The organism is Fischerella major NIES-592, assembly GCF_001904645.1.
Lineage (GTDB): Bacteria > Cyanobacteriota > Cyanobacteriia > Cyanobacteriales > Nostocaceae > Fischerella > Fischerella thermalis.
The window spans coordinates 13,391-39,987 of the sequence record NZ_MRCA01000010.1 but is presented as its reverse complement, the minus strand read 5'-3'; the positions used below and the strand labels follow the sequence as shown (position 1 = coordinate 39,987).

Here is a 26,597-nt window from a genome sequence, read left to right as displayed (position 1 = left end):
TTGATATAATTTTTCAACTGAATTCACTTTTTCATAGCTTGTATTGATAAATTTTGTGAAACGTTAAAAAATCAGACTGTATTAGTCATAGACAATTCTTCTATTCACACGAGTAATCACTGCTCGATAAAGGAAAGATAAAGCAATACGCTTCCGTTGAGACCTTCCTTACAGTAACGCTCATATTTGGCTTGTGTGCAATCTTGCTTTTTCTAGCTAGAAAAACTCCTGTAGATGTTTGCATATGCACCTACAGGATAAATTTTACAACTATATTATCTTTCCACAATTGTATATCAGTATAATTTCATACTATTCTACGGTCACACTCTTAGCAAGATTACGAGGCTGATCAACATCCAAACCACGCCGGGCGGCGATATGATAAGCCAGTAATTGCAAGGGAATTACTGTCAGGATGGGAGAAAGTAATTCATCTACAAAAGAGACAGGAATTAAATCGTTAAAAATTTCTCCTGCTTCTCCATCTTTGACGGGGGTAACACCAATTAAGCGAGAATCACGGGCTTTTGCTTCTTGGGCGTTGGAGATTACTTTTTCATAGACACTACCAGGCATAGCGATCGCTACTACTGGCACTTTTGCATCTAGTAAAGCAATCGGACCATGCTTCATTTCTCCAGCTGGGTATCCTTCAGCATGAATGTAGCTGATTTCTTTTAATTTCAATGCTCCTTCCAAAGCAATGGGGAAATTTATTCCCCTACCCAAAAAGATAAAATCTGTGGTTTCAGCAAATTCATGGGCTAATTGTTCGGTTAATTTTTCCTGACTTTCCAAAGTTGCTTCTATTTCTTTGGGAATTTGCCGTAATCCTTTGAGGATATCTTCTAAGCTTTCATAGGGAAGCGTTTGGCGACTATAAGCCAAATCCAACGCTAAAGCGTAAAACGCCATCAATTGAGCAATAAAAGTTTTGGTTGCTGCTACTCCAATTTCAATACCAGCAAGGGTATTAATAATATGGGGAACCATATGCCCCAAACTACTTTCGGGACGATTGGTAATACCTAAAAGTCGTGCTTGATACTTTGGTTCTCGACCTTGGCGGCGTTCCTGTTCCATTGCTAAGGCTGCTAGTGTATCAGCAGTTTCACCTGATTGAGTTACGCCAATAGTTAGAGTATTAGGTGTCAAGGGTGAGGGAGCATAGCGAAATTCAGAGGCATACTGTACCTGAGTGGGAATTTGTGCTAGTTGTTCGAGTAAGTATTTACCGACTAAAGCGGCGTGCCAACTAGTACCACAAGCTACAATTTGAATTTGTTCTATATCTGCGTATAGTTCACTTGGTAAACCAATATTGATTGGAGAACTGCTACTGTTTTCTGGATGCCAATCAGTGTGAAAGTATGCTTCTAAAGTTGCCCGCACTACTCCTGGTTGCTCATAGATTTCCTTGAGCATGAAGTGCTTGAATCCTTGTTTTTCCACCATCATCGGATTCAAGCTGAGTAGACGGGGGTGTTTTTTCAACCTTTGACCAGCAAAGTTATAAATTTCTACACCCAAAGGAGTGAGACGGGCCAGTTCGCCATTTTCCAGGGGTAGCACCGCCTTGGTATGGGAAATAATCGCGGGAGTATCGGAGGCGCAGAAAAACTCTCCTTGCCCAAAACCAATGACTATGGGAGCCTGTTGACGAACAACAATTAATTCATCAGGGTAGTCAGCGCTGATGATCGCGATCGCAAACGCACCTTGTAATTCGTTAACAGCTTTTCGCACAGCCTCCAAGAACAGAGAATCAGAATTAATCTGTCCTAGGGCCATTTCTTCTTTGAGAAATTGAGCGATTAGGTGGGGTATAACTTCTGTATCTGTATCTGAGCGAAACTGATGTCCTTGATTTTTGAGTTGTTCGCGTAGTTCGCGGTAGTTTTCCACAATGCCATTTTGCACCACAGCCACGCGCATTGCTGTATCCATATGCGGATGAGCATTATACTCTTCTGGTTTGCCGTGAGTAGCCCAGCGAGTATGACCAATGCCAATTTGGGCAGGAGTTTGTAAATGTTCTAACTTGGAACGTAGGTTAGATAGTTTGCCTTTAGCTCGGACGCAATTAACTTCTCCTTCCCAAATCGTAGCAACTCCAGCTGAATCGTAACCTCGATACTCCAGTTTTTCCAGCCCAGATAAGAGAATTTCTGTCGCCCCTTGAGTCCCTACATAACCGACGATACCGCACATTACTCACACCACTACAATTTTCAGGATGATTAAATTCCAGTATAGATGCTAAGTCAGGGGATCGGAGATTGGGAAACTCACCGTTCCCCACGACCGTAGGCACAGATCAAATAAGATGCGATCGCCTTTCCCAAAATTTGCTCCACCCAATTCCCAATAACTATTGATTAAATGCTAAGATTTTTTAATTTTTATAAAAAAACGATAAGTTTATAGGGTAGGCATTAAACCTCTATAAGAAGCCTAATGTCTACCCTATCTTTTAAAAAAGTTTGCTAATTAAGAAAGTGACTGCTCCCACACCGACCTGACACAATCAGTTATGGTGTGGGCTTTTTCTGGCTTTTAGTAAGCCAGACCCATACTGCGAGTTGTTTCAGCTCCTAGATAAACCCGGATGCTCAAGAAGTCGGTGGGACAAGCAGTTTCACAGCGCTTGCAACCCACACAATCTTCTGTACGGGGGGAAGAAGCTATTTGACCAGCTCTACAGCCATCCCAAGGAACCATCTCCAACACATCTGTTGGGCAAGCGCGGACACACTGGGTGCAGCCAATGCAGGTATCGTAGATTTTTACGGTATGAGACATTAAAAAACTCCTAAATGAGGTGTTCTTCTCCGCGAAAGAATCATATATCAAGGCTTAGTTTACCGCAGTGGCTTAGCTGTCGTAATCAAAAGGCTACATAACTTTAAACAACGTAATAGGATTGAAGATTAGGGATTGAGGATTAGAGATTGGTGATCAGGAATTGGGACAGGTGGAGATCCCGAATTTTAACGGAATTGGTACTGACGATAAGTATAAAGACTGACGGTATTCTGGCTCATCTTTTTTCACTTACCAAGATTGAGAAGCCAGCACAGACAAGTTAAGTTGGTGTTTGATTATGCTAATAATGTGAAGAGGGTAAATGATCGCAAACAAATTGCCAGTAGTAAATTATTAATAAATTCTGCAAAAATTAAAATCAAAAAGCTTTTTCCTTTTATAGGACAACAGCTTGAGAGATTTTTTTATAAAATCGACGGTTGGTAGAATACTACCAAAATTACCAACAAAATACCAACTGATTTGGTAAGGTTATGCCAAGAAAAGAACAAGGATGGATTACATTTCAAACCTCTGAGGAGGAACGAAAAATGCTGGAGGAGTTTTGTCAGCAATCTCAACGCACAAAGACAGAGGTTCTACGGGAATTTGTACGCAGTTTGAACAAAGAGTCTCCAGTGTCTTCAGTTTCTCTAGCTTCATTACCAACTATGCCCAAAGAAGAAGATGCTAGCACTAACTCAGCAGAAGTTACTACTCAAAAGAAACCATTAAAAGTAAGTTCTCGAAATGTTCTTAAAGGAGTTGTTACTAAAATTGTGAATGGGCCAGTCAATAGTGAAGTCACACTAGAGATTGTTCACAAAGTCCAGCTCACCTCTGTGATCACGAAAGTCTCAAGTGAAGAATTAGAATTGGCTGTCGGAGGAGAAGCATATGCTGTAATTAAATCTACAGACATAGTAATTGCCAAAGATTGATAATTTCCTGACTATAATTTCAGGAGATTTTTGCTGGACATGATATGAAAGCTGAAGTCAAATATCTTGCACCAAAATTAAAACTCCCACCTCGGTGAAAGAGATGGGAGTGTTGAAAGAATATTTATTTTTTCCAAAGACACGCAACAAAAAGTCTTGGAAACATTATTTATCGACCTATACCAATATATTGGAAGCCAGCCCTCAGCATCATTTCTGGGTCGAGGAAGTTACGACCGTCGATCATGACGGGGTGGTTCATTAATTTTGCCATCTGAGCGTAGTCAAGAGTTTTGAACTGCTGCCATTCGGTTACAATCACTAAAGCATCGCAACCATCAGCTAGTCTTTGTGGATCGGTTTCAACTAACACACCAGTAAGACCATCACGCAAACCAGACTGGGAAACAATGGGGTCATATGCTTTGACTTTTGCTCCTAGTCTATTGAGCTGCTCAATTAAGTTGAGTGCAGGGGCGTCGCGCATGTCATCGGTATCAGGTTTAAAGGTAAGACCGAGTAGTCCCACAGTTTTACCTTTCAGAATTTTCAGGGCTTGTTGGAGTTTTTCCACAGCAATCAAGCGCTGACGTTCGTTGACGCTGACTGCGGCTTTGAGTAGCTGGGCTTCGTAGCCGTAGTCATCGGCGGTGTGAATCAGGGCTGCAACATCTTTGGGGAAGCAGGAACCACCCCAGCCAATACCAGCATTCAAGAATTTATTCCCAATCCGGGAGTCTAAACCGATACCTTTGGCGACTTGGGTAACATCAGCACCGACGCGATCGCAAATGTTAGCAACTTCGTTAATAAAACTTATCTTGGTTGCTAAGAAGGCATTAGCAGCATATTTAATCATTTCTGCTGAACTCAAATCTGTTACCAACACTGGTACTGGAGGTAAAGACTGATCCTCAGCATATTTACGCTCCACAATTGGAGCATATAATTGTTCCATCATCGCGATCGCTTTGGAGCTATTGCCACCTAAAACAATGCGATCTGGGTTAAAAGTATCATAAACTGCTGAACCTTCCCGCAAAAATTCTGGGTTACTGACGACATCAAACTGGGCTGTAATTTCTGGTAACTGTTCATCATCACGCACCCCGCCAGCAGGTACGAGTGTTTTTTGCCGTTCAGCAATACCATCCAAAACAATCATTCTTACCCAGTCACCAGAACCAATCGGTACAGTAGATTTGTTGACAATTACTTTATAGCCACCATTAAGGTGAGTGCCAATACCACGAGCCACAGCTTCCACATAACGAGTATCACTTTCGCCAGTCGGTAAGGGTGGTGTCCCTACAGCAATAAACAGAATTTCTCCGTGATTGACTCCTGCACCAAGATCGGTCGTAAACTGGATTTTACCAGCACTGATGGCATTTTGCATGATTTCTGAAAGCCCAGGTTCAAAAATAGGTGATTGCCCAGACTTCATTAACTTAACTTTTTCTTCGTTGTTATCTACACAAATTACATCATGACCAATGTGAGCCAAGCAAGCGCCTGTAACCAAACCAACATAACCAGTACCAATTACACAAACACGCATTTTACTTAATTCCTCGCTTTAGTTTGGGGTTAAATGTTCAAAAAGAAGTTTCCCTTTATTGTTTGTTTTATTTGTTTAGTTGTTCCAACCAACAATCAACAATCAACAAACAACCAATCACTATTGACCATTTTTTATACGTTCGCGGAAATCTTCTACAGTCAGTTTTAACCCCTCTTGCAGCGGAACGGTAGGTTCCCAATTTAACCAAGTCTTCGCTCGAGTAATATCGGGGCGACGGCGGCGCGGGTCATCAGCGGGTAGTGGCTCAAATTTAATTTGTGAATCAGGATTGACGAGATTTTGCACAGCCTGAGCCAATTCTAGGATTGTGTATTCGTCAGGATTTCCTAAATTAACTGGCCCTGTGTACTCATTATTCATGAGCCGCATCAGTCCTTCTACCAGGTCTGATACGTAACAAAAACTACGTGTTTGTGAACCATCTCCGTATACGGTTAAAGGAATACCGCGCAAGGCTTGAACGACAAAATTACTTACTACCCGACCATCGTTTTCTAACATACGAGGACCGTAGGTATTAAAAATGCGAGCAACCCTAACATCAACTTTGTTTTGTCTGTAATAGTCAAATGCTAGAGTTTCAGCAATACGCTTGCCTTCGTCGTAGCATGAACGTAGCCCAATGGGATTAACACTACCCCTATATTCTTCGTTTTGGGGATGAACTTCTGGATCACCGTAAACTTCACTAGTGGAAGCTAACAAAAAGCGTGCTTTCACCCGCTTTGCTAACCCCAACATATTCAACGTACCCATAACGTTGGTTTTCACGGTTTTGACGGGGTTGTATTGGTAATGCACTGGGGAGGCTGGACAAGCTAAATGGTAGATTTGATCTACCTCTAACCGAATTGGTTCAGTGATATCATGACGGATCAATTCAAAATACGGATGATCCATCCACTTGAGGATATTGCGTTTATGACCTGTATAAAAGTTATCTAGACAAATTACTTCGTGTCCGTCAGCAATTAATCGGTCGATTAAATGTGAGCCAATAAACCCAGCACCGCCCGTCACCAAAATTCTCATAGTCTTCTAGGTAGTTACGATATTATTAGTCGCGATCGCGCTTGTGCTTAGAGTACCCATAATGGGAATAAAAATACAGCACAAGCTGGAGTACTCACAGAAATATTTTTGGTCAAAAATTTTTGTACGTGAGTATTTATTTTATTCAATTGCTAAACAATTCTTTATGCAAAGTTATCAAACATCTTTCAAGAATACCGAAGCCGCTGATAATATTTCATGAAATCTTCAAGAAGATAAAGATTTTTAAAGTAGGGGAACCGTTCCCTACGTTGTAGTAGCTGGTGTATGGGTAAGAACCACAAAATTTATTGGCGTTAATCACCAGATTGATATCAAAACCCGCCTGTACAGTAGTTAGTGGTTGGTAGTGAGCGCTTAAGCGCTTTTGGTAGCTAGGACTAAAGTCCTAACTACAAACTTATCAACACCATAAAAAATTAACGGAATAAACAAGTGGTAGCACTGCGTAAAATCACACATTGAAGGTGATCTCGATATAAATTTACTTAGTTTACTTAAGTATTAGCAATCACATTCATCAATAATACTATTTCTCTTAAAGGTGGGTAAAAATAAACCTCAATACCTACATTAACTCCCTAAAATTGCAGTAAAACAGGGAGTGGTTTTTGATATTTTTACTCATTATTAAAGTAAATTTGATATTCACATAGCTGTTTAATAAACAACAGAGGAGTCCAGGATTTTACTGTAAATAATAGAGTAATTAATATGCGATCGCTCTTGGTCATCTTACCCCTACTTACTTTGGGCTGTCTTGCATCTATCAACCCAGTTAAAGCGCAAGTGTCAAGTGATGGAACATTATCCACTACCGTCACTAGCCCTGATGGCTCAAATTTTACTATTGAGAATGGGGATCAAGCCGGAGGAAATCTTTTTCACAGTTTTAGCCAATTTTCTGTCCCTACTGGTGGTTCAGCGGTATTCCAAAATCCTGTCGATGTGCAAAATATTATTAGTCGGGTGACAGGTGGGTCGATATCTAATATTGATGGTTTGATTAGAACCCAAGGTAGCGCGAATTTATTTTTACTCAATCCGGCGGGTATAGTTTTTGGGCCGAATGCTAGCCTCAACATCGGTGGTTCATTTTTTGCCACGACGGCTAACAGTTTGTTGTTTCCTGATGGGGTGGAGTTTAGTGCTACGAATTTGCAAACACCGCCAGTGTTAAGTGTGAATATTCCGATTGGATTGAGATTTCGGGATAATCCGGGGAATATTACCAATCAATCTATAGCTGTTGATAACAGTGGTAATCCTGTTGGGCTTCAGGTGCAAAAAGGAAATAGTCTGGCACTTGTGGGCGGTGACGTTAATTTATTAGATGGTGGGAGACTAACAGCAGCAGGAGGAAGAATCGAGTTAGGAGGGTTAGCACAAGCGGGAACAGTTGGGTTAGAGACAAATAGTAATACATTTAGGCTTAACTTCCCCTCTAATATTTTGCTGTCGAATGTAACTTTGGCTAATGATGCACGAGTAGCTGTGCGGGGAAACGGGGGAGGAGATATAGCAGTCAATACGAATATATTTACAGCAACCAATGGTGGACGGTTGGTTGGTGGTATTGAAGGTACAGCAACAAAGAAAGGAGGCGATATCACAGTCAAATCTAATGAGTTTAATATCTCCGGTGTTGGGCGAAGTGGATTGGGTGCTGGAATATATCAGCAATTAGTAGCAAATGCCTCTGGCGATGCAGGTAATATCAATATCAATACTAACTTCTTTAATGCTTCATTAGATGCCCGAATAGAAAACAACATACTTTCTGGAGGAAGGGGTAGTGCAGGTGAGATTAATATCACAGCTAAATTACTCTCCTTGACCAATGACGCTCAAGTGAGGGGCATTGTGGAGGCTGGAGGTAACGGTAAGGCATCTAACATCAACATCCAAGTGGGATCGCTGTTGGTAACAAATGGCTCTCAAATTAGTACTTCGCTTTTCCGGCCATTTGGAGATCGCCCTGGCGCACAAGGAAGTGCAGGAAACATTCAAGTCAATGCTTCTGATTCTGTCACACTTTCTGGATACGGTTCTACAGGATTTTCTAGTGGATTGTTGGCGCTTGCTGAGAGAGAGACATTCGGTTCAGCAGGAAATATCACTGTTACTACTAGTAATTTTCGCATCACCGATAGTGCTTTTATAACTGTCAGCACCTTCAACTCGACGAGTGATGCGGGTGACATTACAATTAATGCCAAAAACTTTGAAGCGCTCAATGGTGGACAGTTGCTCACTACCACCCGCACTAGTGGCAAAGCTGGGAACATCAAGCTTAATGTTACAGACAAAATTACGCTGTCCGGGAGCGATTCTAATTTCGCAAATCGAGTCGCCCAAGTTGAACAACGGTTAAAATCAACTCCTGGAAACACTGATGTATTGAGTGATGTTGTTAAAAATCAAGGAGCGGTCAGTGGGTTATTTGCGATCACAGAACTTAACTCCACAGGTAACGGTGGCAGTATCATCATTAGTAATCCCGTTGAGTTAGCTATCACTGACGGCAATCGCATTGCGGTAGACAGTCGAGGAGGAGGAAACGCAGGAGACTTGCAAATTCAAGCAGACAAAATTACCCTTGATCGTGGAGCATTACTTTCAGCAATAACAGCTAGCGGTAAAGGCGGCAATATTGCACTGCGATCGCAAGACTTCTTGTTATTGCGTAATAACAGTCAAATTTCCACCACCGCAGGCACTACTGGCACTGGTGGAGATGGCGGTAATATAACGATTGATACTCCATTCATCGTTGCTTTCCCTTTGGAAAATAGTGACATCACTGCCAATGCTTTCAGAGGTAGCGGTGGGAAAATCGTGATTAGAACTCAAGGTCTGTTTGGCATAAATCCTCTTAGTCGGCAAGAGCTTGAAAGGTTACGTCCTCAAGATTTAGACCCCAGTAAATTACAGACAAATGATATTACTGCTATTTCACAGCAAAATCCCACGTTGAGTGGCACTGTGGAAATTAACACCCCAGATGTAGACCCCAGCCAGGGATTAGTCGAACTACCAGAAAATCTGACAGATCCCACCGATCAAATCGCTCAAAATCCCTGTCAAAAAGGTGCTGGTAGCTCATTTACCATCATCGGACGAGGTGGTTTGCCATCCAGCCCAAATGAAAGCTTCAACAGCGACAATGTTCGCGTTGATTTAGTCAAGCCATCTACCACTAGCAGCAATTCCCAAAGTTCTAATATCAACCAACCCACAACCCAACCCACTGCTAAACAAATTATCCCCGCCCAAGGCTGGATATTTAACAACAAAGGTGAGGTGGTGCTGACAGCTTATGACCCCAACACCACCAATCCCCAACGCACTTCTAAATCAACAGCGGCTTGTCCTGCACCCTTTTAATCAATTATCAGTCATCTCGACAAATTCTGCTTTGACCTCTCCTCCAGTTTCCTTCTAGGACTTACGCACAGTCTACGAACCCTTGGCGTCTTGGCGTCTTGGTGGTTCAATTAACTTTCTCCCCGCAACAAGGAGAGGCTTGGAGAAGGGTGAAAATCTTTTAAGTTACAGGTATAGGGCTAGGAACACCAACTGTTACAGTTACTGATTTTTCAGTACGCTGTGGTTCTCCTAGCATGACAATAGAACAGGTTAATTGTCTAGCTAAATAAGTTGTCACATCACTAATTGCTAACCCACCCGGACTAGTACGATTACGTACAAAAGGTAGGACAACTAAATCATATAATCGTGCAGCCTGTAAAATTGCTTGAGCAACATTTTCATGGGCGATAATTTGAATTTCTGGTGGATGAGCTGAAGATACATTTGATACTATTTGAGAAAGCTGCGATCGCCTGGATGCAATTTTACTGGAACTAGTACGGCGTTCACAGACACTCAACACAGTTACTTGTGCTTGATTTGCTTCTGCAAGAATTTGTGCAAATTGTATAGGTTGCAAGGCTGGTGCCATAAAATTTTCTACCGGAACTAAAATCCGCTGAATTTTTCTCGGTGATTCCAGCAAACGAGTTACAGCCACTGGGCAATGGGAAGCCCATAGAACACTATCAATTACATTCCCAAACAAACGCGCCCTTAACCCTGTTCGCTTACCCCAACCCATTAAAATTAAATCAGCTTTTTGTTCACGTGCTGCCCTGCTAATTCCCTGGGCAAAAGCATCATCAATTCGCAGCAGTGGTTGTGCTTCCACACCCAAGACTCTACTTAAGGCTGTAGCTTTTAGCAGTAAACGTTCACCGCGTTCTATAGACGTTTCTAACTGGGGAGCATCCATATGGGCCACAGCCGTAGCAATAGCTAATGGTACAATCCTGCCATTTTTTGCCTGACGTGCCAATAAAGCCGCCATTTCAATCAAATATTGCTGTGTTTGAGGATTATAAACTGGCACAACTATAGTGGAAGGGCTGCTGTCTGTTTTTCCAGCATCGATGTGAGTTTGATTAGTAAATGGTAGTTCTTTGATAACTGAAGCAGTTAGACCAACAGCAAACCGACTAGTCATGAATGAGCCTACAATTGAACTCACCAACATCAAGACAACGACGCTGTTTAATAATATTGGTGAGAGTAAGCCATTTTCATACCCTACTAAAGCTGCGGCTAATGTCACACCCACTTGAGGTAATGACAGCGACCACATAGTTAACGTTTCCTGCAAGTTGTAGTGGTAAAGTAATTTTGCCGCGAAAGCAGCAATAAATTTACTAGCAAATAAACTCACCACCAATAAAATTGTGAACTGAAGTGTGATCAAACTACTAAAAAAAGTAGGCAAATCAATGCGTAAGCCCAGGTGAACAAAGAAAATAGGAATAAATAGTATACTGCCAACAAAAATAACCTTTTCTTTGACTGGCCCTTCGCCAACAGCTTCATTTACTGCCAAACCAGCTAAAAAAGCAGCGACAATTTTTTCTATCTCGAGAAATTGAGCTACTAAAGCAACAAGAAAAACAGACAATAAGACAAACAAAAACTGATTTCCTTCGTCATCTCCTGAACGACGAAAGAATTCTTTACCTATCCAATTGCAGCCAATTAAAACAACGATTGTGTAGACAATCAACGAGTTAAAAAAAGGAAGAACCTGCCAAAAGCTCAAATTATCGCTGTTTGCAACTAAACATAAAGCTAATACCAGTAATGCACCTAAGTTAGTAATCACTGTCGCCCCAATCGTTGTCCTGACTGCTGCGTTGCTTGTGACTCCTAAGCGATTAATCAGAGGATATGCTAAAAGGGTGTGGGATGCCACAATCGAGCCAATGAATATAGCAGCATTCCATTCATACCCAAAACTCCGACTGAGGAACACTCCTACTACCAAAGGTAAACTGAAGGTTAAGCTGCCAAAGCCAAAAGCAGGAATCTTTTTGCGGCGAAACTCTTCTAAGTCAATTTCTAAACCCGCTACAAACATCAAGTAAACTAACCCAATGTCTGAGAGCAAACTCATGGTTGGTGTTTCAGTGGGAAATACATTCCAGCCATGACGACCTAGTAATATCCCTGATAACACCAAACCAACTAAACCAGGTAGTCGTAGTCGCTCAAAGATGATTGGGACCACTAAGATGACTACTAGCAGAATAGCAAAAGGAATAATGGGTTCTTTAGCGAGAACTTGGGCAGTAGGTTCAACAGCAAGAACTTGTAACATTAGTTCCATAGGTAGGACTAGCAGGGGTGATGGTGAGACAACGAAGAGTTATCAGTTATCAAAGATTTAGATTTATCAAAAAGGTTGCAAGCCCCTGGAGATAAGAATTCAGATATAAAGAAATGCTTTTTACTGTACTTCTAACAATAGAGTGATAACTGATCACTGATCAAAATCTACTCAGAAGACAAATATAAAAATTTTACTATGCTTAACTAAGCTAATGATTGGAAAACTACCTATGGGTTGATTTGACTCAAAATAAACCGTAGGCGATCGTAGTCATCTTTCAGCAGCACGCTGAGAGTACGTCCAGCTTGAACTAACCATTGTCGGTCAGCTTTGCGTAACCAATACACTTCCCGAATAGCTGCTGCGGTTAAAGAATCTACTGGCGCACCATTTACAGTAAGTAGAGTCCGCAAAAAATCTAGTTGTTCTGTAAATTTAATGATTGCTTCTGGTTCGCATCTATAAACTGGTTGATGAATTTGTGGTGGACGTGGTGGTAAATATTGATACAAATTACTACTAGAATTCCGTTCATTTGATGTGACTGCAAAACCCACGATCGCAGCACGAAATTCTGTTTTGAGCATAGCAAAAATTTGGGGTTGTTCCTCCCGCAATTCCTGCAACGATAATCCCAAAGCCACTGGTCTATGTACGGAATCTATCGGCATAGTTGTGGCATAATATACCACAGCATAAATCTGGTTGCCCGACTCTTCATCCACAGAACAAACCCAGCTACCAAAGGGAGGCATGGAGGGAAAACTTAAGTCTTCCGGTTCCAAACACTGGGCTAAAAACTCGCATGTACTGGTTGCGATCACCTCTGCAAAATGGTTAGGATGGCGATCGCCTCGCTTAAATTGTGGCAGGGGAAGGCGCATAGTGGTCAATGGTCAATTGTCAATGGTCAATTGTCAATGGTCAATTGTCGAAAAGTTGTGGACTATTGACCATTGACTCTGAACTTTTGACTATTTTGCTTTTTTACGTCCGGCGGTTGTTTCTACAGCTTCTAATTCAGAGAGACGAAAGGTAACTAGTTTATCCCAGTTACCACCTTCAAACAGTACAGCAACCTTGCCATCACTGACTCTCTGTACAAGTCCTTCATATCGATAGTAGGTGTCTGCTGGATTCTTGACACGAACAGTTGCTCCAGGCAGGATCATGGTTTTTATCCTCGCTTGTTTCCTGTTATTAGCTTAATACTTGTGATTGGTCATTGGTTAGTAGTTGATAGTTGGTTGTGGGTTGTTGATTGTTCCAAACAACAAACAACTAACTAATACTTCTGCCTTTGACGAAAATTCGCCACTGACTCGACTATCCCTAGAGCAATGAAGTTTTTCAACATTGCTGAACGCCCGTAACTCATCCAAGGTAGGGGAATTCCTGCCACTGGTGCTAAACCAACGTTCATGCCAATATTGACTATCATCTGAAAAACGATCATAGACAAAACCCCAATAGCCAACAAAGAGCCAAAGTTGTCTTTAGCGGTTTGGGCGACGTGTAACAAGCGCAGACAAATTAAGCAGAAGACTGCCAACACTACCAAACAGCCAATGAAACCAAATTCTTCACCTACGGCAGAGAAAATAAAATCTGTATGCTGTTCAGGGACAAAATTCAGTTGCGTCATAGGCCCTTTAAAAAGGCCCCATCCCCACCATTCTCCTGCACCGATGGCAATACGAGATTGGATTTGGTGATAAGCAGCACCAAGGGGATCAGCATTGGGGTTAATAAATGAAGTGAGTCGATCTTTTTGATAGTCCTTCAATACGTGGTTCCAAGCGAATAGCCCTAATTCACCACCAAACATGTTCAAACCCCATGCGCCGATCGCACTCAGATAAAATCGCCGCCAAGGGAGGGTGCGCCAACCCACAATGCCCATTGCTACTGACCAAATTAGTCCCAATAGTCCAAATTTGAGATCTTCTGAAAAAGCGATCGCAAAGGGCCAAGATATGCTAAACAAAATTGCGGCAATAATGGGAGAAATCATTAATATCAGCCAGCCTGGGTTAGCGTTTGCCCAATACAACATCCCTAAGACGATCGCACCAAACACAAGTGATGTTGCTAAATCTGGCTGTATAAATACTAATCCCCAAGGAATAGCAGTAATCGCCAAAGCGCGGAATACATTATCCAGGTTGGCAGCAGTACGTTTATGTAATAACGCCGCGAGGGTAATAATTACGCCGATTTTGGCAAATTCTGACGGTTGGACATTGAAACCAAAGATATTCACCCATCGCTGGGCGCCTTTGGCACTGTGACCAACTATCATGACAGCAGTGAGACTGATATTGGTGAGTGCATAAGTAATCCAGTGCCATTGCAGCAGATTTTCATAACGTAGACGGGCCAGCAATAAAGCAATTACACAACCAATCCCACCAATTAACCAGTGCCACCACCAATCAGTGAGTCCTTGATTCAATTCGGTACTACGGATCATAATGCCGCCGAATATTGTCAAGCCGACTGGCAAAGACAACAACAACCAGTCCATTTGCTGCCAAGGCTTAAACCAATATTTCCAGCGAATTTGTAAAAGTGAAGAACGTGACCTTTTTAACAACATTGGGCGACTATAGACTTTAGTTTTTAGATTTTAAATTTACTGAGTACTAAAAATCTGTATTCCGACCCGTAGTTTTCTACCCAGACAAAAATTACATTTTCTTATGTTTTCCATTTTTTATGTTAGAGCAGCAATTGATACTTTGGCTGCGATTGTCTGAGCGATCGCTTTGAATGCTTTGGCACTCGCTGAATCTGGATCGGATACTACTGTTGGTACACCGTTGTCACCACCAATGCGAGTAGAGATTTCTAGAGGTATACATCCTAATAAGGGTACTCCCAATTCTGCTGCTGTTTTAGAGCCACCACCAGAACCAAATATGTCATACTGCTTTTCTGGCATATCTGGAGGAATGAAATAACTCATGTTTTCTACAATACCCAAAACAGGTACATTCATCTGTTGAAACATGCGCAAACCTTTGCGAGAATCTAACAAAGCAACGGTTTGTGGTGTTGTTACAATTACTGCCCCTGCCATTGGGACTGCTTGTGTCAATGTTAACTGAGCATCTCCTGTTCCTGGTGGCATATCTACGAGTAAATAGTCCAGTTCTCCCCATTGCACTTGATAGAGAAACTGACGAATCACGCCATTCAGCATTGGCCCACGCCAAATTACGGGCTGGTCGCGGTCAATCAAAAAGCCCATTGACACTAGTTTGACTCCATGATTAAAAGCTGGCTCGAGTATTTCCCCTTGATCAGAGGTACGTACTACAATCTGAGCATCAGCTAGACCAAGCATAGTTGGATCATTGGGGCCATAAATATCGGCATCCAGTAAACCTACCTTGGCTCCTGCCTGTGCTAGAGCAACTGCTACATTCACAGCCACTGTACTTTTACCGACGCCACCTTTGCCACTGGATATAGCGATAATATTCTTGACCCCAGTCACACCAGTGCGATCGGGTAAACTTTTTTGCTGAGGAGTTTCCGCTGTGACTTCTACAAATACATCTGTAACTCCTGGCAGCTTTTTGACTGCTTTTTGACAGTCTTCTACGATGAATTCACGTAACGGACAGGCAGGTGTAGTCAATACCAAAGTAAAACTGACCTTGCCTGCATCTATTTTGACGTTACGAATCATATTCATTTCTACCAGGCTTTTGCGAAGTTCTGGATCTTGAACTGGTCGCAACACTTCTAAGACTGACTGAGAATCGAGAACATCGTTCATAAATTTATTTCACGCTTACTGCCGCAATCATTTTTAACAAACTGCAATGATTATCTACTTGCATCTTAATTTGAAAGTGTTGGTAGTTAGTAGGTAATGGGTAATTGGTAATGGGTGACTGGTAATTGTTATTAGTCATCAACCACTAACCACTATCCACTAACCACTAACCAAATTCTAAAAATCAAAACAACTGTCGTTGAGAGATTTTCTCTTCCCTGGAACTGTTGGTAGTGTGCCCTTTTCTACTGCCTCAATCAAAGCTTTGGCAACGCGATCGGTATAAGGGCGAGAAAATAACCAAATCAATGGTGATAACCAACCACGTAATGTTACAGAATACGACAAATAAGTACCACAAACTGTAGACTCTATTTTGTAACTGACCCGTTCTTCAACACCAGGAATTGCTAGTACTCTGATGCTTAATAATTCTCTAGGATTGACACGTTCTACAAAAATATGTATAGGAATGGGTGATAACCGTGTCACCGCTTTGTAAATAAGCCCTGGTTTGGGTACTAACCCATAAGGAACATTGGTACTCTTAAGCAATGGATGCCAGGAGACATCTGCCAAGTTAACTAGCTTTTGCCAGAGTTCATCAACAGAAGCAGAACTTATCTCGCGATATGTTCGCACCAAAGATGCGCAAAACCGACGACGTTTGCGCTGGATGAATTTGGACAACCAAGCTCGCATTTTCTTTATCTCCTCGCTACACGCTTTTTGATAAATTCAGGTCGGGGAGCAAGGATTGGACATTGGGGATTGAGGATTAGTTGTATCTCCCTTGTCTCCCTTGTCTGCCTTGTCCTCTTATCCCCGCGCCTCCCTTCCCTTTTGACTTCAAGTAAAATCTGCAAGAGAAACCATTTTTTCTATTTTTTTATAAATATAATTAATCAGTGTCTAATGTCTTCCTACTTACTGCGGAAGTTCACAGAAAAGTGGTATGCGATTATACATCTTTGTTTTTAAATTTGCTGGCTTAGAGTCTTACAACCCAACTAAAAATTATTACAGAAGTTAGGTAAAAGGAAAGCAAAGTGCGGTTGCGGATTTTTTCGGTGTAACGACTGGTATTTTTCTTTTGACTATATTTTTTAAAAATTCCTCATAAATTTTTGTAATGGATTCTGGGAGTTTTTACTCACGTCCAAGCATAAAAGCATGTTTTTGCTTTATATTTACTCCCTAATGCTAGGTGATGTGATCGCAGCTTGGGTTAGAACAACCTCAATCGTACTGACTGACATAAAATACATAGTCATAGAAACTACCACTTCATTTTCTATCCAACATCAGCTGCTATGACTCTATCAACAGGTTTAATTTGCGTACTGGGTCTAATTGCCTGTTGTGAATAAAATTTGAATAAGATCAAATATCGGTGAACTTCATTCGCAATCAATAATATGAGTTTTTCTAGTCGCAACTCACAAGTAAAAAACATAGGGACGTATACTATACTAATTGCGATCGCAATAGTGACACTTTTCCCCTTATTTTGGCTTGTAAGTACTGCACTCAAATCTCAAACTGAAAATATCTTTCAGTCACCACCACAATTATTTCCAACTCAACCAACTTTTGAGAACTTTGTCAGTGTCTGGCAATCTAATCCTTTTGGACAATACTTATTCAACAGTACCTTGGTTGCTGTGCTAACTGTGGGATTAAATTTACTGTTTTGCGCTTTGGCTGCTTATCCTTTAGCTAGACTCTCATTTCCAGGCAGAAACTGGATTTTTATCGCAATTATTTCCACAATTATGATCCCATTTCAAATTGTGATGATCCCCCTATATATTTTGACAGTCCAGTTGGGTTTAAGAAACACTTATTTAGGCATAATTTTTCCTAGCCTAGCTTCTGCCTTTGGTATTTTTCTATTACGACAAGCTTTTATGAGTGTACCAAAAGAGATGGAAGAAGCAGCACGTATGGATGGCTGTTCAGAGTTAGGTATATGGTGGTATGTAATGTTACCAGCAGTTCGTCCGGCACTAGTCACTCTGGCAATTTTCGTTTTTATTGGTTCTTGGAGTGACTTTTTGTGGCCTTTGATTGTGATTCAAGATGAAAGCTTGTACACCCTACCTTTAGGCGTAGCAAAACTAGCAGGTACTTTTTCTCTCGATTGGCGCTTAGTAGCTGCTGGCTCAGTAATTTCCATTCTGCCAGTAATGATATTATTTCTCTTTCTACAACGCTACATCGTACCGACAGAAGCTGGTAGCGGCGTGAAAGGATAAATTGAATTATGGATTATAATCCCAACAAATAATCTATCAATGTCCATCGATTTACCCTGCGGGAAGCCGCCCTTAAGGGCGTCTACATCTGTGTTCATCTGTGTTCGATTTCTAAAACTTAAAAGCGAACAAGGAACACCGTAAAAAAACAGAAAAAGCATCACACCCAAAAATTCAACCAAGCGAGAAAACTCTCTCGCTTAGTTTCTTATCAAGCCTGAGTGTCTGCAATGAAACCATACCATTAAATTAGAGTACTTACCGAGATACCAGCATTCAGAGAACACTTTGTGAAGAAACGCTGATCACGAAATTTACAGTATAGGGTTCCTCTAGTGATTGTTGAGTACTAGCCTTGATAGCATCAAGATGACGACGTAGAGATTGTAATTGCGTGGAATTGGCACGATATGTGAGACTTCCTTGTTTTTCAAATAAAGGCGCATTAGCGATCGCTTTATAATCAAAATTTTCTCGGGAAGTGAGAGTCAGCCAGGAAAAGTCCACATTGCTGGGGAGCAAACCCGGAGGTAGTTCACCTTCCAAAAAAGCTAACAGCCGTTGTTGACAACTACGGGTGTTGATACCACGCCCCTCAAATAACTGAATTATTTCATTAAAAGATAAGGCTCGATCTGGTATGAGTCGCAGCAATTCTGTAAACAGAAAATAGTCAGTGTACTGTTGTCTAGGTACTTCTAAAACTTGGGGATGCAAAGGAAGCATAGCTAAGCCGTAGGCTACACGACTGCAACTAGGAGTACCATTCTCATTCAAATACAAATCCTGAATGATTTTTGCGTTGGGGAGTTTTTGTCGTAACCAACGAGAAACAGCAGCTAAACTAGATGTCCCGCCAGTCAAGATTGCTTGATTGATTGCTTCTGTAGGTATGCCTTTTGCTACTAATAATTTGTTGAGTTCACGGTTAAGCCGCCGCACGAATGGCACAAATACCTGACTCTCTAAATCTCGCCTTTGCAAGACCCAGCACTGATCTGCCAATTCCAAAGTAAACGATTCTTGATGTTGTAAAATTAACTTGAGGGCTACTGCTGCGTCCAAAATAGCTTTACCCAAAACAGAAGTTTCTAGGCGTTGCTGTAACTTAATGCGATCGCTCGTGTCAGGTTCTCCTGGTCTTGGTAATTTTAATTCTTCCAACCCCAAACTCGCAAAACTCATCTGCTCTATACCAGCAATCATCGGTTGCCATTGCAAGGGACTACTCGTAATAGTAGTGTTGTTGCCCTCCTGGGAAGAATTACGTGGTTTGCGCCATTTAGTTGGTAGTAGCAACTGACAAATAATATCTTGCTCAATTCCCTTACCAGCGTAAGCAAAATTGTGCAGCATAAAATCGCTGTGAGTTAATTCTTCCAGACTTTCTGGTAAATCAACTAGTGCCATTTCTGTTGCTGCTGCACCGATATTGATCACAAGGGTATTACCAACTAAAGGATGCTCACTAGTTTTGGCACAATGAGATTCTTGGCTATTACCGAATTGAATAATTTCACCATTAGCGCCATCAAGTTCAGAAAGTAAACTAGCGATCGCTTCTTCAACAAAAAATACTTGTTGGGGATGCTGAACAATTTTGCTTAGCAGCAAAGCTTCACGGATATTAAAGCGATATTGTTCTGACCAGTCAGACGGACAGGTACAGATCACGCCAGCCAAATTGTTGATGGCGCTGTGGAAGATTTGTTGGTGTAAACCAACTCCCGCCGCAGTTAAACCTAAAGTAGTGCTACTGCGGTCTAATTTTAGGGTTAACAGCAATTTGGAGAGCGATCGTACAACCCAAACCAGGGGAACTGTAGCAACTTCATTAAATTGCAATGCTGGCTCCCATTTTTGCTGCTCATTTTTGTAGGGAAGGGCTATTTGTAAATAAGGTTTTAACTGCGCGGAAAAAAGATTTGAGTTTGTAGTATCTTGTTCCTGTGCAGGTGGTAAATAAACTTCTGCGGGTAAACGGAATGTTCGTGTCTTAGATACAGTTTCTGCTGGGTTTTCCGTTGACCAATAGAGAGGATAAACCTCGTTTGTGGAGCGATTTAATAAAGTTGCAGAAATTCCCGTTGTCCCTATATCAATTCCCAGATACCAAATATAGTCTCCTATATTGGCTCTAATTTCCGTATCGTCTATAAAGTTAGAATATCCAGGCAAAATCTGTTCTGAAGAAACTGTTGTAGATTCTTTTTTTTCTGTTTCAGCTAATTGAGCGCTATGAGCAGATTCTGGAATTTCTAAATCAGTATGAGGTTGTAATTGAGGATTAGTTTGTTCACCAAAGTTAGCTAAATCCCGATCTAATTGCAACAATTGTTCTGCATCTAATGCAATTCCTGGGATAGCTGCATTCTGGTTTTCTGCTTGTATTAATAAATTTTCTTTTGGTGAAGCCGGAATATAGTTATCTGAAGAATCATCTAAAGTGCGATCGCCGCTGTTTACTTGTGTTGGACTTAGGTCTGGTTTTGTCGTACTTACAAATTCATCGACAGAATTTACTGTTAAAAGCCGCTGCTCATTGCTTGTATCAAATAACAAATTATTCAGACTCGTAATTTTATCAGTCGTTGGTTCTTCAACTGCTAAAGAGGGAGTTTCACTATCTGCTTCCGTAAATGTGATTTTTTCCCATAATTCTAATAACTGCTGTCTAATCTTTTCAGTAGTAGCTTTTTGTGTATCTTCTACTTGAATATTTCCACTTTCTAAAAGCCCTGCATCTGGCTCGTCAAACCAAGGATCAGATGTAGGAATAGAAGGCTGATCTGGTTGTGTTTCATTAATTGTCGGTGCAGATAAAGTATCAATAATACTCACACTCTCGGAAGCAGCAGCGTCTACAGGTAATTCTTCCGTCGGGTCTGCAAATTCCAAAAGCACTTCTTGGAGAATTAAATCTAATTCTTCTTGATTCGTGGTTGCTTGTTCCTCTGTAGATAATTCTGTAGAGTCTGCAACTTCAAACAGAACTTCGTGGAGAATTGATTCTTCATCTTGATTGATTGTTGCTTGTTCATCTACAGGTGATTCTGTGGGGTCTGCAACTTCAAATATGACTTCTTGAAGAATTAATTCTGCTTCATCTTCATTAGTAGTTGCTTGTTGATCTACAGGTAATTCTGTGGGGTCTGCAACTTCAAACAAGATTTCTTGGATAAACGTATCTGCTCCTTCTTGCTCTGCAAATTTTACCTCATCCACAGATAATAATTCTGTGAAATCTGAAACTATGAACTCTGATTTTTCTTGATTAGTTGCTATTTCTTCTCCGGGTAAATTTTCAATTGAATCTAAGACGTTAAAATTTGTATCTTGGGAAGAAAATTCCGAGTTGGTTGTAGCTAAATTATCAACCCCAAACAAACTAGCGTATAATTGGTCTACTTCGTCGCTAATTGATACAGAATTATCTTGGTGTAATTGATCAATTGTGAACTCATTAGCAGTGCCTGGAGATTTTGGCGTATCCTGATTAAGCTGGTCAAGATCTGTATCAAGTTCTGCTGTTTGAGCATCAGTTTTGAATTGCTCAATTTTATTGCTGGATTGTAAAGTTCTTAAGTCATTAGCTAGTGTTTGTTTTTGAATATCAATAGTAAATGGTTCTTTAGAAGCAAATTGTAGTTGTGCCTGTTGTGCCAAATTATTAATCAAGTTGCCAAATAACTGTTCTCCTTGCAAGCCTTGGCTATACATCCTTGCTAGCGCCTGGGAAAGAGACTCATGATATGTGTGAATATTACGTTGTAAAGCTTCAAAGACTACATTAACAGTTCCATCGAGTGCAAGTAATTTTTGATCTAATTCACTAGCAAGACGTGTTAATCGCTCCAACTGCTCCTGTGGCTCTAATATAGGTGAAGTAGCAAAAGCAAGTTGTTCTGTATTGTCTGTGTTGTCTGTGTTCGTCGTCTTGGCAGAACTAGCTTCCCCTAGCGCTAGTGGTGTTTGTGGTGTTGAATTGAGAATATTTGTTGGCATTTTGGGTTGGAGATTACCCCCAAGACGATTGGTCAGCACCTGCAAAAAATTTGCTATGAGCTGTTCTTGATTTGCCAACTGCTGTGCTAAAGAAAAGTTTTGTAGCCGCCTTTGCTCTAATTCTTTTATTTCCTGAACAAGATTTGCTCGTTCTTGCAAAAGTGTTTGTAACTCTGCTTGCAATGGTGCTAATAAGGACGATAGTATATCTGCCTCACTACCTGCTTGTTGGCTGGGTTGATTTGGTTGTGACCCCAAAGAGTAATTATTTTGATTAATAAATTTTGTTAATAAAGGTGATGACTGTGGTTTTGGCTGTTCCTCCTTGGGGGTGATGCTCTCCTCTGTTTCCGCACAGTTCACTAGAAAGTTACGAATTCTTTCTAATATCTGTCTTGGCTGTTCCTTCTCGCTGGCCAGAAACCGGGAAAGGCGCTTGTTGGAAAGTAAACTGTCAATGTCTGCGATTAGTGTTTGAATTTCGGTTGTGCGGAAAGTCACGTTGATTCACCTTAACTAGAACTGTACGTCACGTCTGGTGGTGCGCGAATACTTTACTTTGTTATAACTACTGCCATTATGTTACGCATCAGGCGAGTCTTTACAAGGATCGGTCAGGTATTGGGGAAGAGATTTTTATCTCCTCGTTGTGGGCTATTACCCCTGGGGTTCTAGCTTCAAGACAGGACTTTGAGTATTAGACATATTTACCAAAAAATTTAAGCTAGCAAAAATCAAGTAGCTTGAGTATTGTTGATCTTGGATAGTCTTGTGTTGAAAAAGCTAAGGCTCAAAATCATGCTTTTGTGTATTAAACTTCTTGCAGAAGCAGGAAAAGAGAAAATAACTGACTTTTTGTATGCAGTCTATTGTGTAGATTGCAGTGTTGATCAATGATCAATAAGATGTCGTAATGGAAGAGCGATATAGCGTGCAAACACCCGTCAATCCGTGGATTTATTCGGCTCCTTTTTTTCAAGGGTTGCCTGAAACTGTTGTCGAGGTAGCTTTAACTCATCTTGTTACTCGCACTCACCCAGCTAATCAGGTGATTTTGCTGGAAAATGACTGGGGAGGCTCTGTTTATTTTATCATCGAGGGATGGGTAAAAATTCGCACCTACAATCTTGAAGGTAAAGAAGTAACGCTGAATATTCTCGGCAAGGGGGAATTATTTGGTGAAATGGCTGCACTAGATGAAGTGCCTCGTTCTACAGATGTAATTACTTTGACTGGAACCGTGATTGGTAGTATGCCTGCCCAAGATTTTCTGAAGTTACTTCAAACAGAACCTTTAGCAGGAGTAAGGTTAGCGCAATTAATGGCACGACGCCTACGACAAGTAAATCGGCGGTTACGGTTGCGGGAATCTGACAGTCAGTCTCGCGTAGCAGATACATTATTGTTTTTAGCAGAGGGGCAGGGGAAAAAAGGGCAAACAGGAACCGAAATTCCTAATTTACCCCACCGGGAATTGAGTAGTTTAAGTGGATTGGCGCGGGAAACTGTAACCAGAGTATTAACGAAGTTAGAAAAGAAAGGTTTAATCAAACGAGATCAGGAACTAATTTGTATCCCAGATTTGTCAGCCTTAGAAAAAATGATTGTGTGAAGTTAGTTGTGAATGGCTAATGGTTAATCGCAGTAAACAATTAGTAATTAGCGAAGACTTACGCAAAAACCCTCTGAAAGCCTCTTTCCTTTGCCTTCTTTGCGTCCTTTGCGGTTCATTTTACCGTGACCACTGCGTGCGTAAGTCCTATTAGCAACAAACTATTAACCATTGACAATTGACCAAGGACTAATTACTAATTACTAATGACAGAAAAACCCGTAGATCAACAAAATAATTTAAGACAACCACAATTAAAGCTAGATGCGCCTTTGCGGATGATGGAAACGGCGTTTTTAGCAAGTACTGCTAGCTTGATTTGGTTTATTAATTTTTATTTTCCTTTAGGACCATTACTGCGGATATTTTTTCCAGTGCCGATCGCTCTGGTCTATCTACGTTGGGGCAAAAGAGCCGCATGGATGGGGGCTGTAACTTCTGGGTTGCTGTTGTCGGTATTAATGGGGCCAATCCGCAGCTTGTTGTTTGTCATGCCCTTTGCTTTTATGGGCGTACTTTTAGGGGCTGCTTGGTATCGTCGTGTTCCCTGGATTGTTTCTATCAGCTTGGGTGCTGTGTTGGGTACTTTAGGGGTGTTTTTTCGGTTGTGGTTGCTGTCTTTGTTATCAGGGGAAGACCTTTGGGTCTATGTTATTAACCAAGTTACAGAAATTGTGGAGTGGATCTTCTTGAGGCTGGGAATTTTGGCATCCCCCAGTACATCGTTGATTAATTCGGGAGCGATCGCGTTAATTATATTCAACAATTTTTTGTACCTATTTATCGTCCATATAGCAGCCTGGCTATTACTTGATCGCCTTGGTAATCCCATCCCTCGTCCTCCTCGCTGGGTACAAGTTCTAATGGATTATGAATAATAGTTAGTAGTTAGTGGTTATTGGTTAGTAGGAGTTTCCACCAACTACTAACTACTAACTACTAACAAATTACATATGATTCGCATTTATACCGAAATAGAGCAGGGTAAGGAATGGATTGCCCAATATCGTGGCTGTCCACCTTTGTTTGCCTATGTATTAGGTTTTACCGAAACTGGTTTAATCCCAGGAATTTCCGCAGCTGGTCGCACGAGTGAGGATCGCAAATTCACGGCTGTTGCTGATGCTGAATTTCTTTACTACGGTGCAGCACACAAACCTCAGTATCCTTTACCACCTCTCACTGCTGGAGCATCACCCGTATTAATTTCTCGGGCTGTGGTAGAGGCGTTGCACATTCCAGTTTATTTCTTTAATGCTGGTTTACCCTACCCTCCCAATATCCCAGTTATTGATTTGGGTGGTACAGCCGCTAAATGTTTAAGTCATGGTAATGCTTTGAAACCAGTAATAGTAGAGCATTTATTGGAAGTGGGACTGCTTTGGGGCGAACGCTTAGCTGCCAAGGTTCAAGGAAGTTACGTGGTTTTGGGTGAGTGTGTAGTCGGTGGAACGACAACGGCCTTGGCTATTTTACTTGGTTTGGGAATAAACGCAGCTGGAAAAGTCAACAGTAGCCACCCTATTTGTAACCACACACAAAAATTGGCAGTGGTACAGGCGGGACTTGAGAAGATGAGAAGGGGAGTAGGGGGAGTGGGGGGAGAAAATACTCCTCACACTCCTCACACATCCCCATCTTTCCAGATCGATCCCCTCCAACTAGTTGCCGCAGTTGGCGATCCGATGCAAATAAGTACGGCAGCAATGGCGATCGCCCTGAGTCGCAGTTGCGGTGTTTTATTGGCTGGGGGAACCCAAATGCTGGCAGTATATGCACTCATGAGAGCGATCGCTATGACTTATGCGTTACCTTGGCGATCGCAACAAGTAGTAGTGGGTACAACTCGCTGGGTAGCCGAAGATCCCACAGGTAGTACTGTCGAATTAGCTCAACTGATTAACTGTAGTGGTAGTCCTGTCCCTTTACTCGCTACTGAATTAACTTTTTCTAACTCTCGTTATTCCCAACTCCAAGCTTATGAGCAAGGATTTGTCAAAGAGGGTATGGGGGCTGGGGGTGCGGTAATTGCCGCTCATTTATATCAAAACTGGCAGCAAAATCAGCTTTTATCAGCAATTGAAAATCAAATTGAGCGAATGCTCTAAATCAATAGTAATTAGTCTTTATGTCATTTATTCAAAGTTAATGATAAATGACTATTGACCAATAACTAAAATTAATGAATTCTCTTTAGTAATAATTGCTCTTCTAAAGCAGCAATTCGATTATATGCCGCTGTTAATTGGGCTGTCAGTCTTTGAATTTGAATTTCTGGTGCAATGTGCTTATCTCCTCCCTGAAGATTCGAGTCTGAATAAATTTCGTCTGCTATCACATCCTTATGTTCCATTTCTGGATTAAAGCTGATATGCCCTTTAAAATGAAAGCGACTAGAATCGCTATTTTCTAGAACATTCTCTCTATCCTCGTCTTTGACATCTAAGCGACAAAGTGACAAAGCTTGAGATACCTTATTATCAAGCTGTTCTATTACTTGATATAAGGAATCTAACTTAGAACTTAGAGATAGCATCTGCTTCTGTAATGGCTCCATTTAATATGCTCATTCACTTATTTTTCTCTATGGTATTCAATATAGCGGCAACGTTAAACATACTTATGAATTTTTTAAGCTTCAATATTATTTTTTTAAATAAAATATTTAAGTACTCATTTAGCAATAAATCTCAATATATTTAAGAATGCAACTAAAATTATTTATTGAGAAAGATGAATGTCGAGGAATTTTAGCCAAAAAATAGCTATTTAGTTTGATTACACTAGCTTTCGCCAGCATCAAAGCAAGAAATAAGTAAGATGTATGATCAAAACTTGACAAATTGTCTAACCAGC

Annotated in this window: 18 protein-coding genes; 6 read left to right on the top strand and 12 right to left on the bottom strand. The window is 41.1% G+C overall.

Going from position 1 to position 26,597, the window contains the following annotated elements; all coding sequences use genetic code 11:
- Positions 1–312 precede the first annotated feature (312 nt).
- Positions 313–2,214 carry a glutamine--fructose-6-phosphate transaminase (isomerizing) gene (gene glmS / locus NIES592_RS17110; RefSeq protein WP_073556389.1) on the bottom strand — a complete coding sequence of 634 codons (1,902 nt, stop codon included), beginning with the start codon at positions 2,212–2,214 and terminating at the stop codon, positions 313–315.
- A gap of 345 nt (positions 2,215–2,559) precedes the next feature.
- The gene (psaC, locus tag NIES592_RS17105) at positions 2,560–2,805 is read right to left on the bottom strand and encodes a photosystem I iron-sulfur center protein PsaC (protein ID WP_009458117.1); all 246 of its coding nucleotides are present in this window, start codon (positions 2,803–2,805) and stop codon (positions 2,560–2,562) included.
- 497 nt (positions 2,806–3,302) lie between these two features.
- Between psaC and NIES592_RS17095 the strand changes: the two genes are divergently transcribed.
- Positions 3,303–3,749: a TOBE domain-containing protein gene (locus tag NIES592_RS17095; RefSeq protein ID WP_009458119.1), complete on the top strand. Its 447-nt coding sequence runs from the start codon at positions 3,303–3,305 to the stop codon at positions 3,747–3,749.
- A 169-nt stretch (positions 3,750–3,918) separates the two neighbouring features.
- Here the strand turns inward: NIES592_RS17095 and NIES592_RS17090 are convergent, their stop codons facing one another.
- The gene (locus tag NIES592_RS17090) at positions 3,919–5,310 is read right to left on the bottom strand and encodes a UDP-glucose dehydrogenase family protein (RefSeq protein WP_073556388.1); all 1,392 of its coding nucleotides are present in this window, start codon (positions 5,308–5,310) and stop codon (positions 3,919–3,921) included.
- 120 nt (positions 5,311–5,430) lie between these two features.
- Entirely contained in the window at positions 5,431–6,366 is a 936-nt protein-coding gene (locus NIES592_RS17085) for a UDP-glucuronic acid decarboxylase family protein (RefSeq protein ID WP_062245472.1), read from the bottom strand.
- Between the two features lie 735 nt (positions 6,367–7,101).
- Here NIES592_RS17085 and NIES592_RS17080 point away from each other — a divergent pair.
- Positions 7,102–9,774 (top strand): two-partner secretion domain-containing protein, encoded by a 2,673-nt coding sequence (locus NIES592_RS17080; RefSeq protein ID WP_073556387.1) that lies wholly within the window; start codon positions 7,102–7,104, stop codon positions 9,772–9,774.
- Positions 9,775–9,934: 160 nt separating this feature from the next.
- On the opposite strand, the gene NIES592_RS17075 is transcribed toward NIES592_RS17080, so the two are convergent.
- From NIES592_RS17075 to NIES592_RS17050, 6 genes are all read right to left on the bottom strand, one after another.
- On the bottom strand, positions 9,935–12,076 hold the full coding sequence (locus NIES592_RS17075) for a cation:proton antiporter domain-containing protein (protein ID WP_073556386.1): 2,142 nt from the start codon (positions 12,074–12,076) through the stop codon (positions 9,935–9,937).
- Positions 12,077–12,306: 230 nt separating this feature from the next.
- Positions 12,307–12,963, bottom strand: coding sequence for an HAS-barrel domain-containing protein (locus tag NIES592_RS17070; RefSeq protein ID WP_073556385.1), 657 nt, complete (start codon positions 12,961–12,963; stop codon positions 12,307–12,309).
- A 90-nt stretch (positions 12,964–13,053) separates the two neighbouring features.
- The gene (locus NIES592_RS17065) at positions 13,054–13,251 is read right to left on the bottom strand and encodes an NAD(P)H dehydrogenase subunit NdhS (RefSeq protein ID WP_009458130.1); all 198 of its coding nucleotides are present in this window, start codon (positions 13,249–13,251) and stop codon (positions 13,054–13,056) included.
- Positions 13,252–13,364: 113 nt separating this feature from the next.
- Positions 13,365–14,678: a rod shape-determining protein RodA gene (gene rodA, locus NIES592_RS17060; protein ID WP_073556384.1), complete on the bottom strand. Its 1,314-nt coding sequence runs from the start codon at positions 14,676–14,678 to the stop codon at positions 13,365–13,367.
- Between the two features lie 117 nt (positions 14,679–14,795).
- Positions 14,796–15,866 (bottom strand): Mrp/NBP35 family ATP-binding protein, encoded by a 1,071-nt coding sequence (locus NIES592_RS17055; protein ID WP_073556383.1) that lies wholly within the window; start codon positions 15,864–15,866, stop codon positions 14,796–14,798.
- Between the two features lie 177 nt (positions 15,867–16,043).
- Positions 16,044–16,568 carry a hypothetical protein gene (locus NIES592_RS17050; RefSeq protein WP_009458136.1) on the bottom strand — a complete coding sequence of 175 codons (525 nt, stop codon included), beginning with the start codon at positions 16,566–16,568 and terminating at the stop codon, positions 16,044–16,046.
- Positions 16,569–17,284: 716 nt separating this feature from the next.
- Here NIES592_RS17050 and NIES592_RS17045 point away from each other — a divergent pair.
- A complete protein-coding gene (locus tag NIES592_RS17045) occupies positions 17,285–18,124 on the top strand; it encodes a carbohydrate ABC transporter permease (RefSeq protein WP_073556382.1) in 840 nt (279 codons plus the stop codon).
- A 276-nt stretch (positions 18,125–18,400) separates the two neighbouring features.
- Here the strand turns inward: NIES592_RS17045 and NIES592_RS17040 are convergent, their stop codons facing one another.
- Positions 18,401–22,630, bottom strand: a complete 4,230-nt coding sequence (locus tag NIES592_RS17040) for a hypothetical protein (RefSeq protein ID WP_073556381.1) — start codon at positions 22,628–22,630, stop codon at positions 18,401–18,403.
- Between the two features lie 412 nt (positions 22,631–23,042).
- Between NIES592_RS17040 and NIES592_RS17035 the strand changes: the two genes are divergently transcribed.
- The 3 genes from NIES592_RS17035 to cobT all read left to right on the top strand — a co-directional run bounded on the left by NIES592_RS17035 (position 23,043) and on the right by cobT (position 25,849).
- On the top strand, positions 23,043–23,741 hold the full coding sequence (locus tag NIES592_RS17035) for a Crp/Fnr family transcriptional regulator (RefSeq protein ID WP_009458140.1): 699 nt from the start codon (positions 23,043–23,045) through the stop codon (positions 23,739–23,741).
- Between the two features lie 206 nt (positions 23,742–23,947).
- Positions 23,948–24,619, top strand: a complete 672-nt coding sequence (locus NIES592_RS17030) for a DUF2232 domain-containing protein (protein WP_009458141.1) — start codon at positions 23,948–23,950, stop codon at positions 24,617–24,619.
- 75 nt (positions 24,620–24,694) lie between these two features.
- Positions 24,695–25,849, top strand: a complete 1,155-nt coding sequence (gene cobT / locus NIES592_RS17025) for a nicotinate mononucleotide-dependent phosphoribosyltransferase CobT (protein ID WP_073556380.1) — start codon at positions 24,695–24,697, stop codon at positions 25,847–25,849.
- Positions 25,850–25,920: 71 nt separating this feature from the next.
- Here the strand turns inward: cobT and NIES592_RS17020 are convergent, their stop codons facing one another.
- Positions 25,921–26,298, bottom strand: a complete 378-nt coding sequence (locus NIES592_RS17020; RefSeq protein WP_009458143.1) for a hypothetical protein — start codon at positions 26,296–26,298, stop codon at positions 25,921–25,923.
- Positions 26,299–26,597 lie beyond the last annotated feature (299 nt).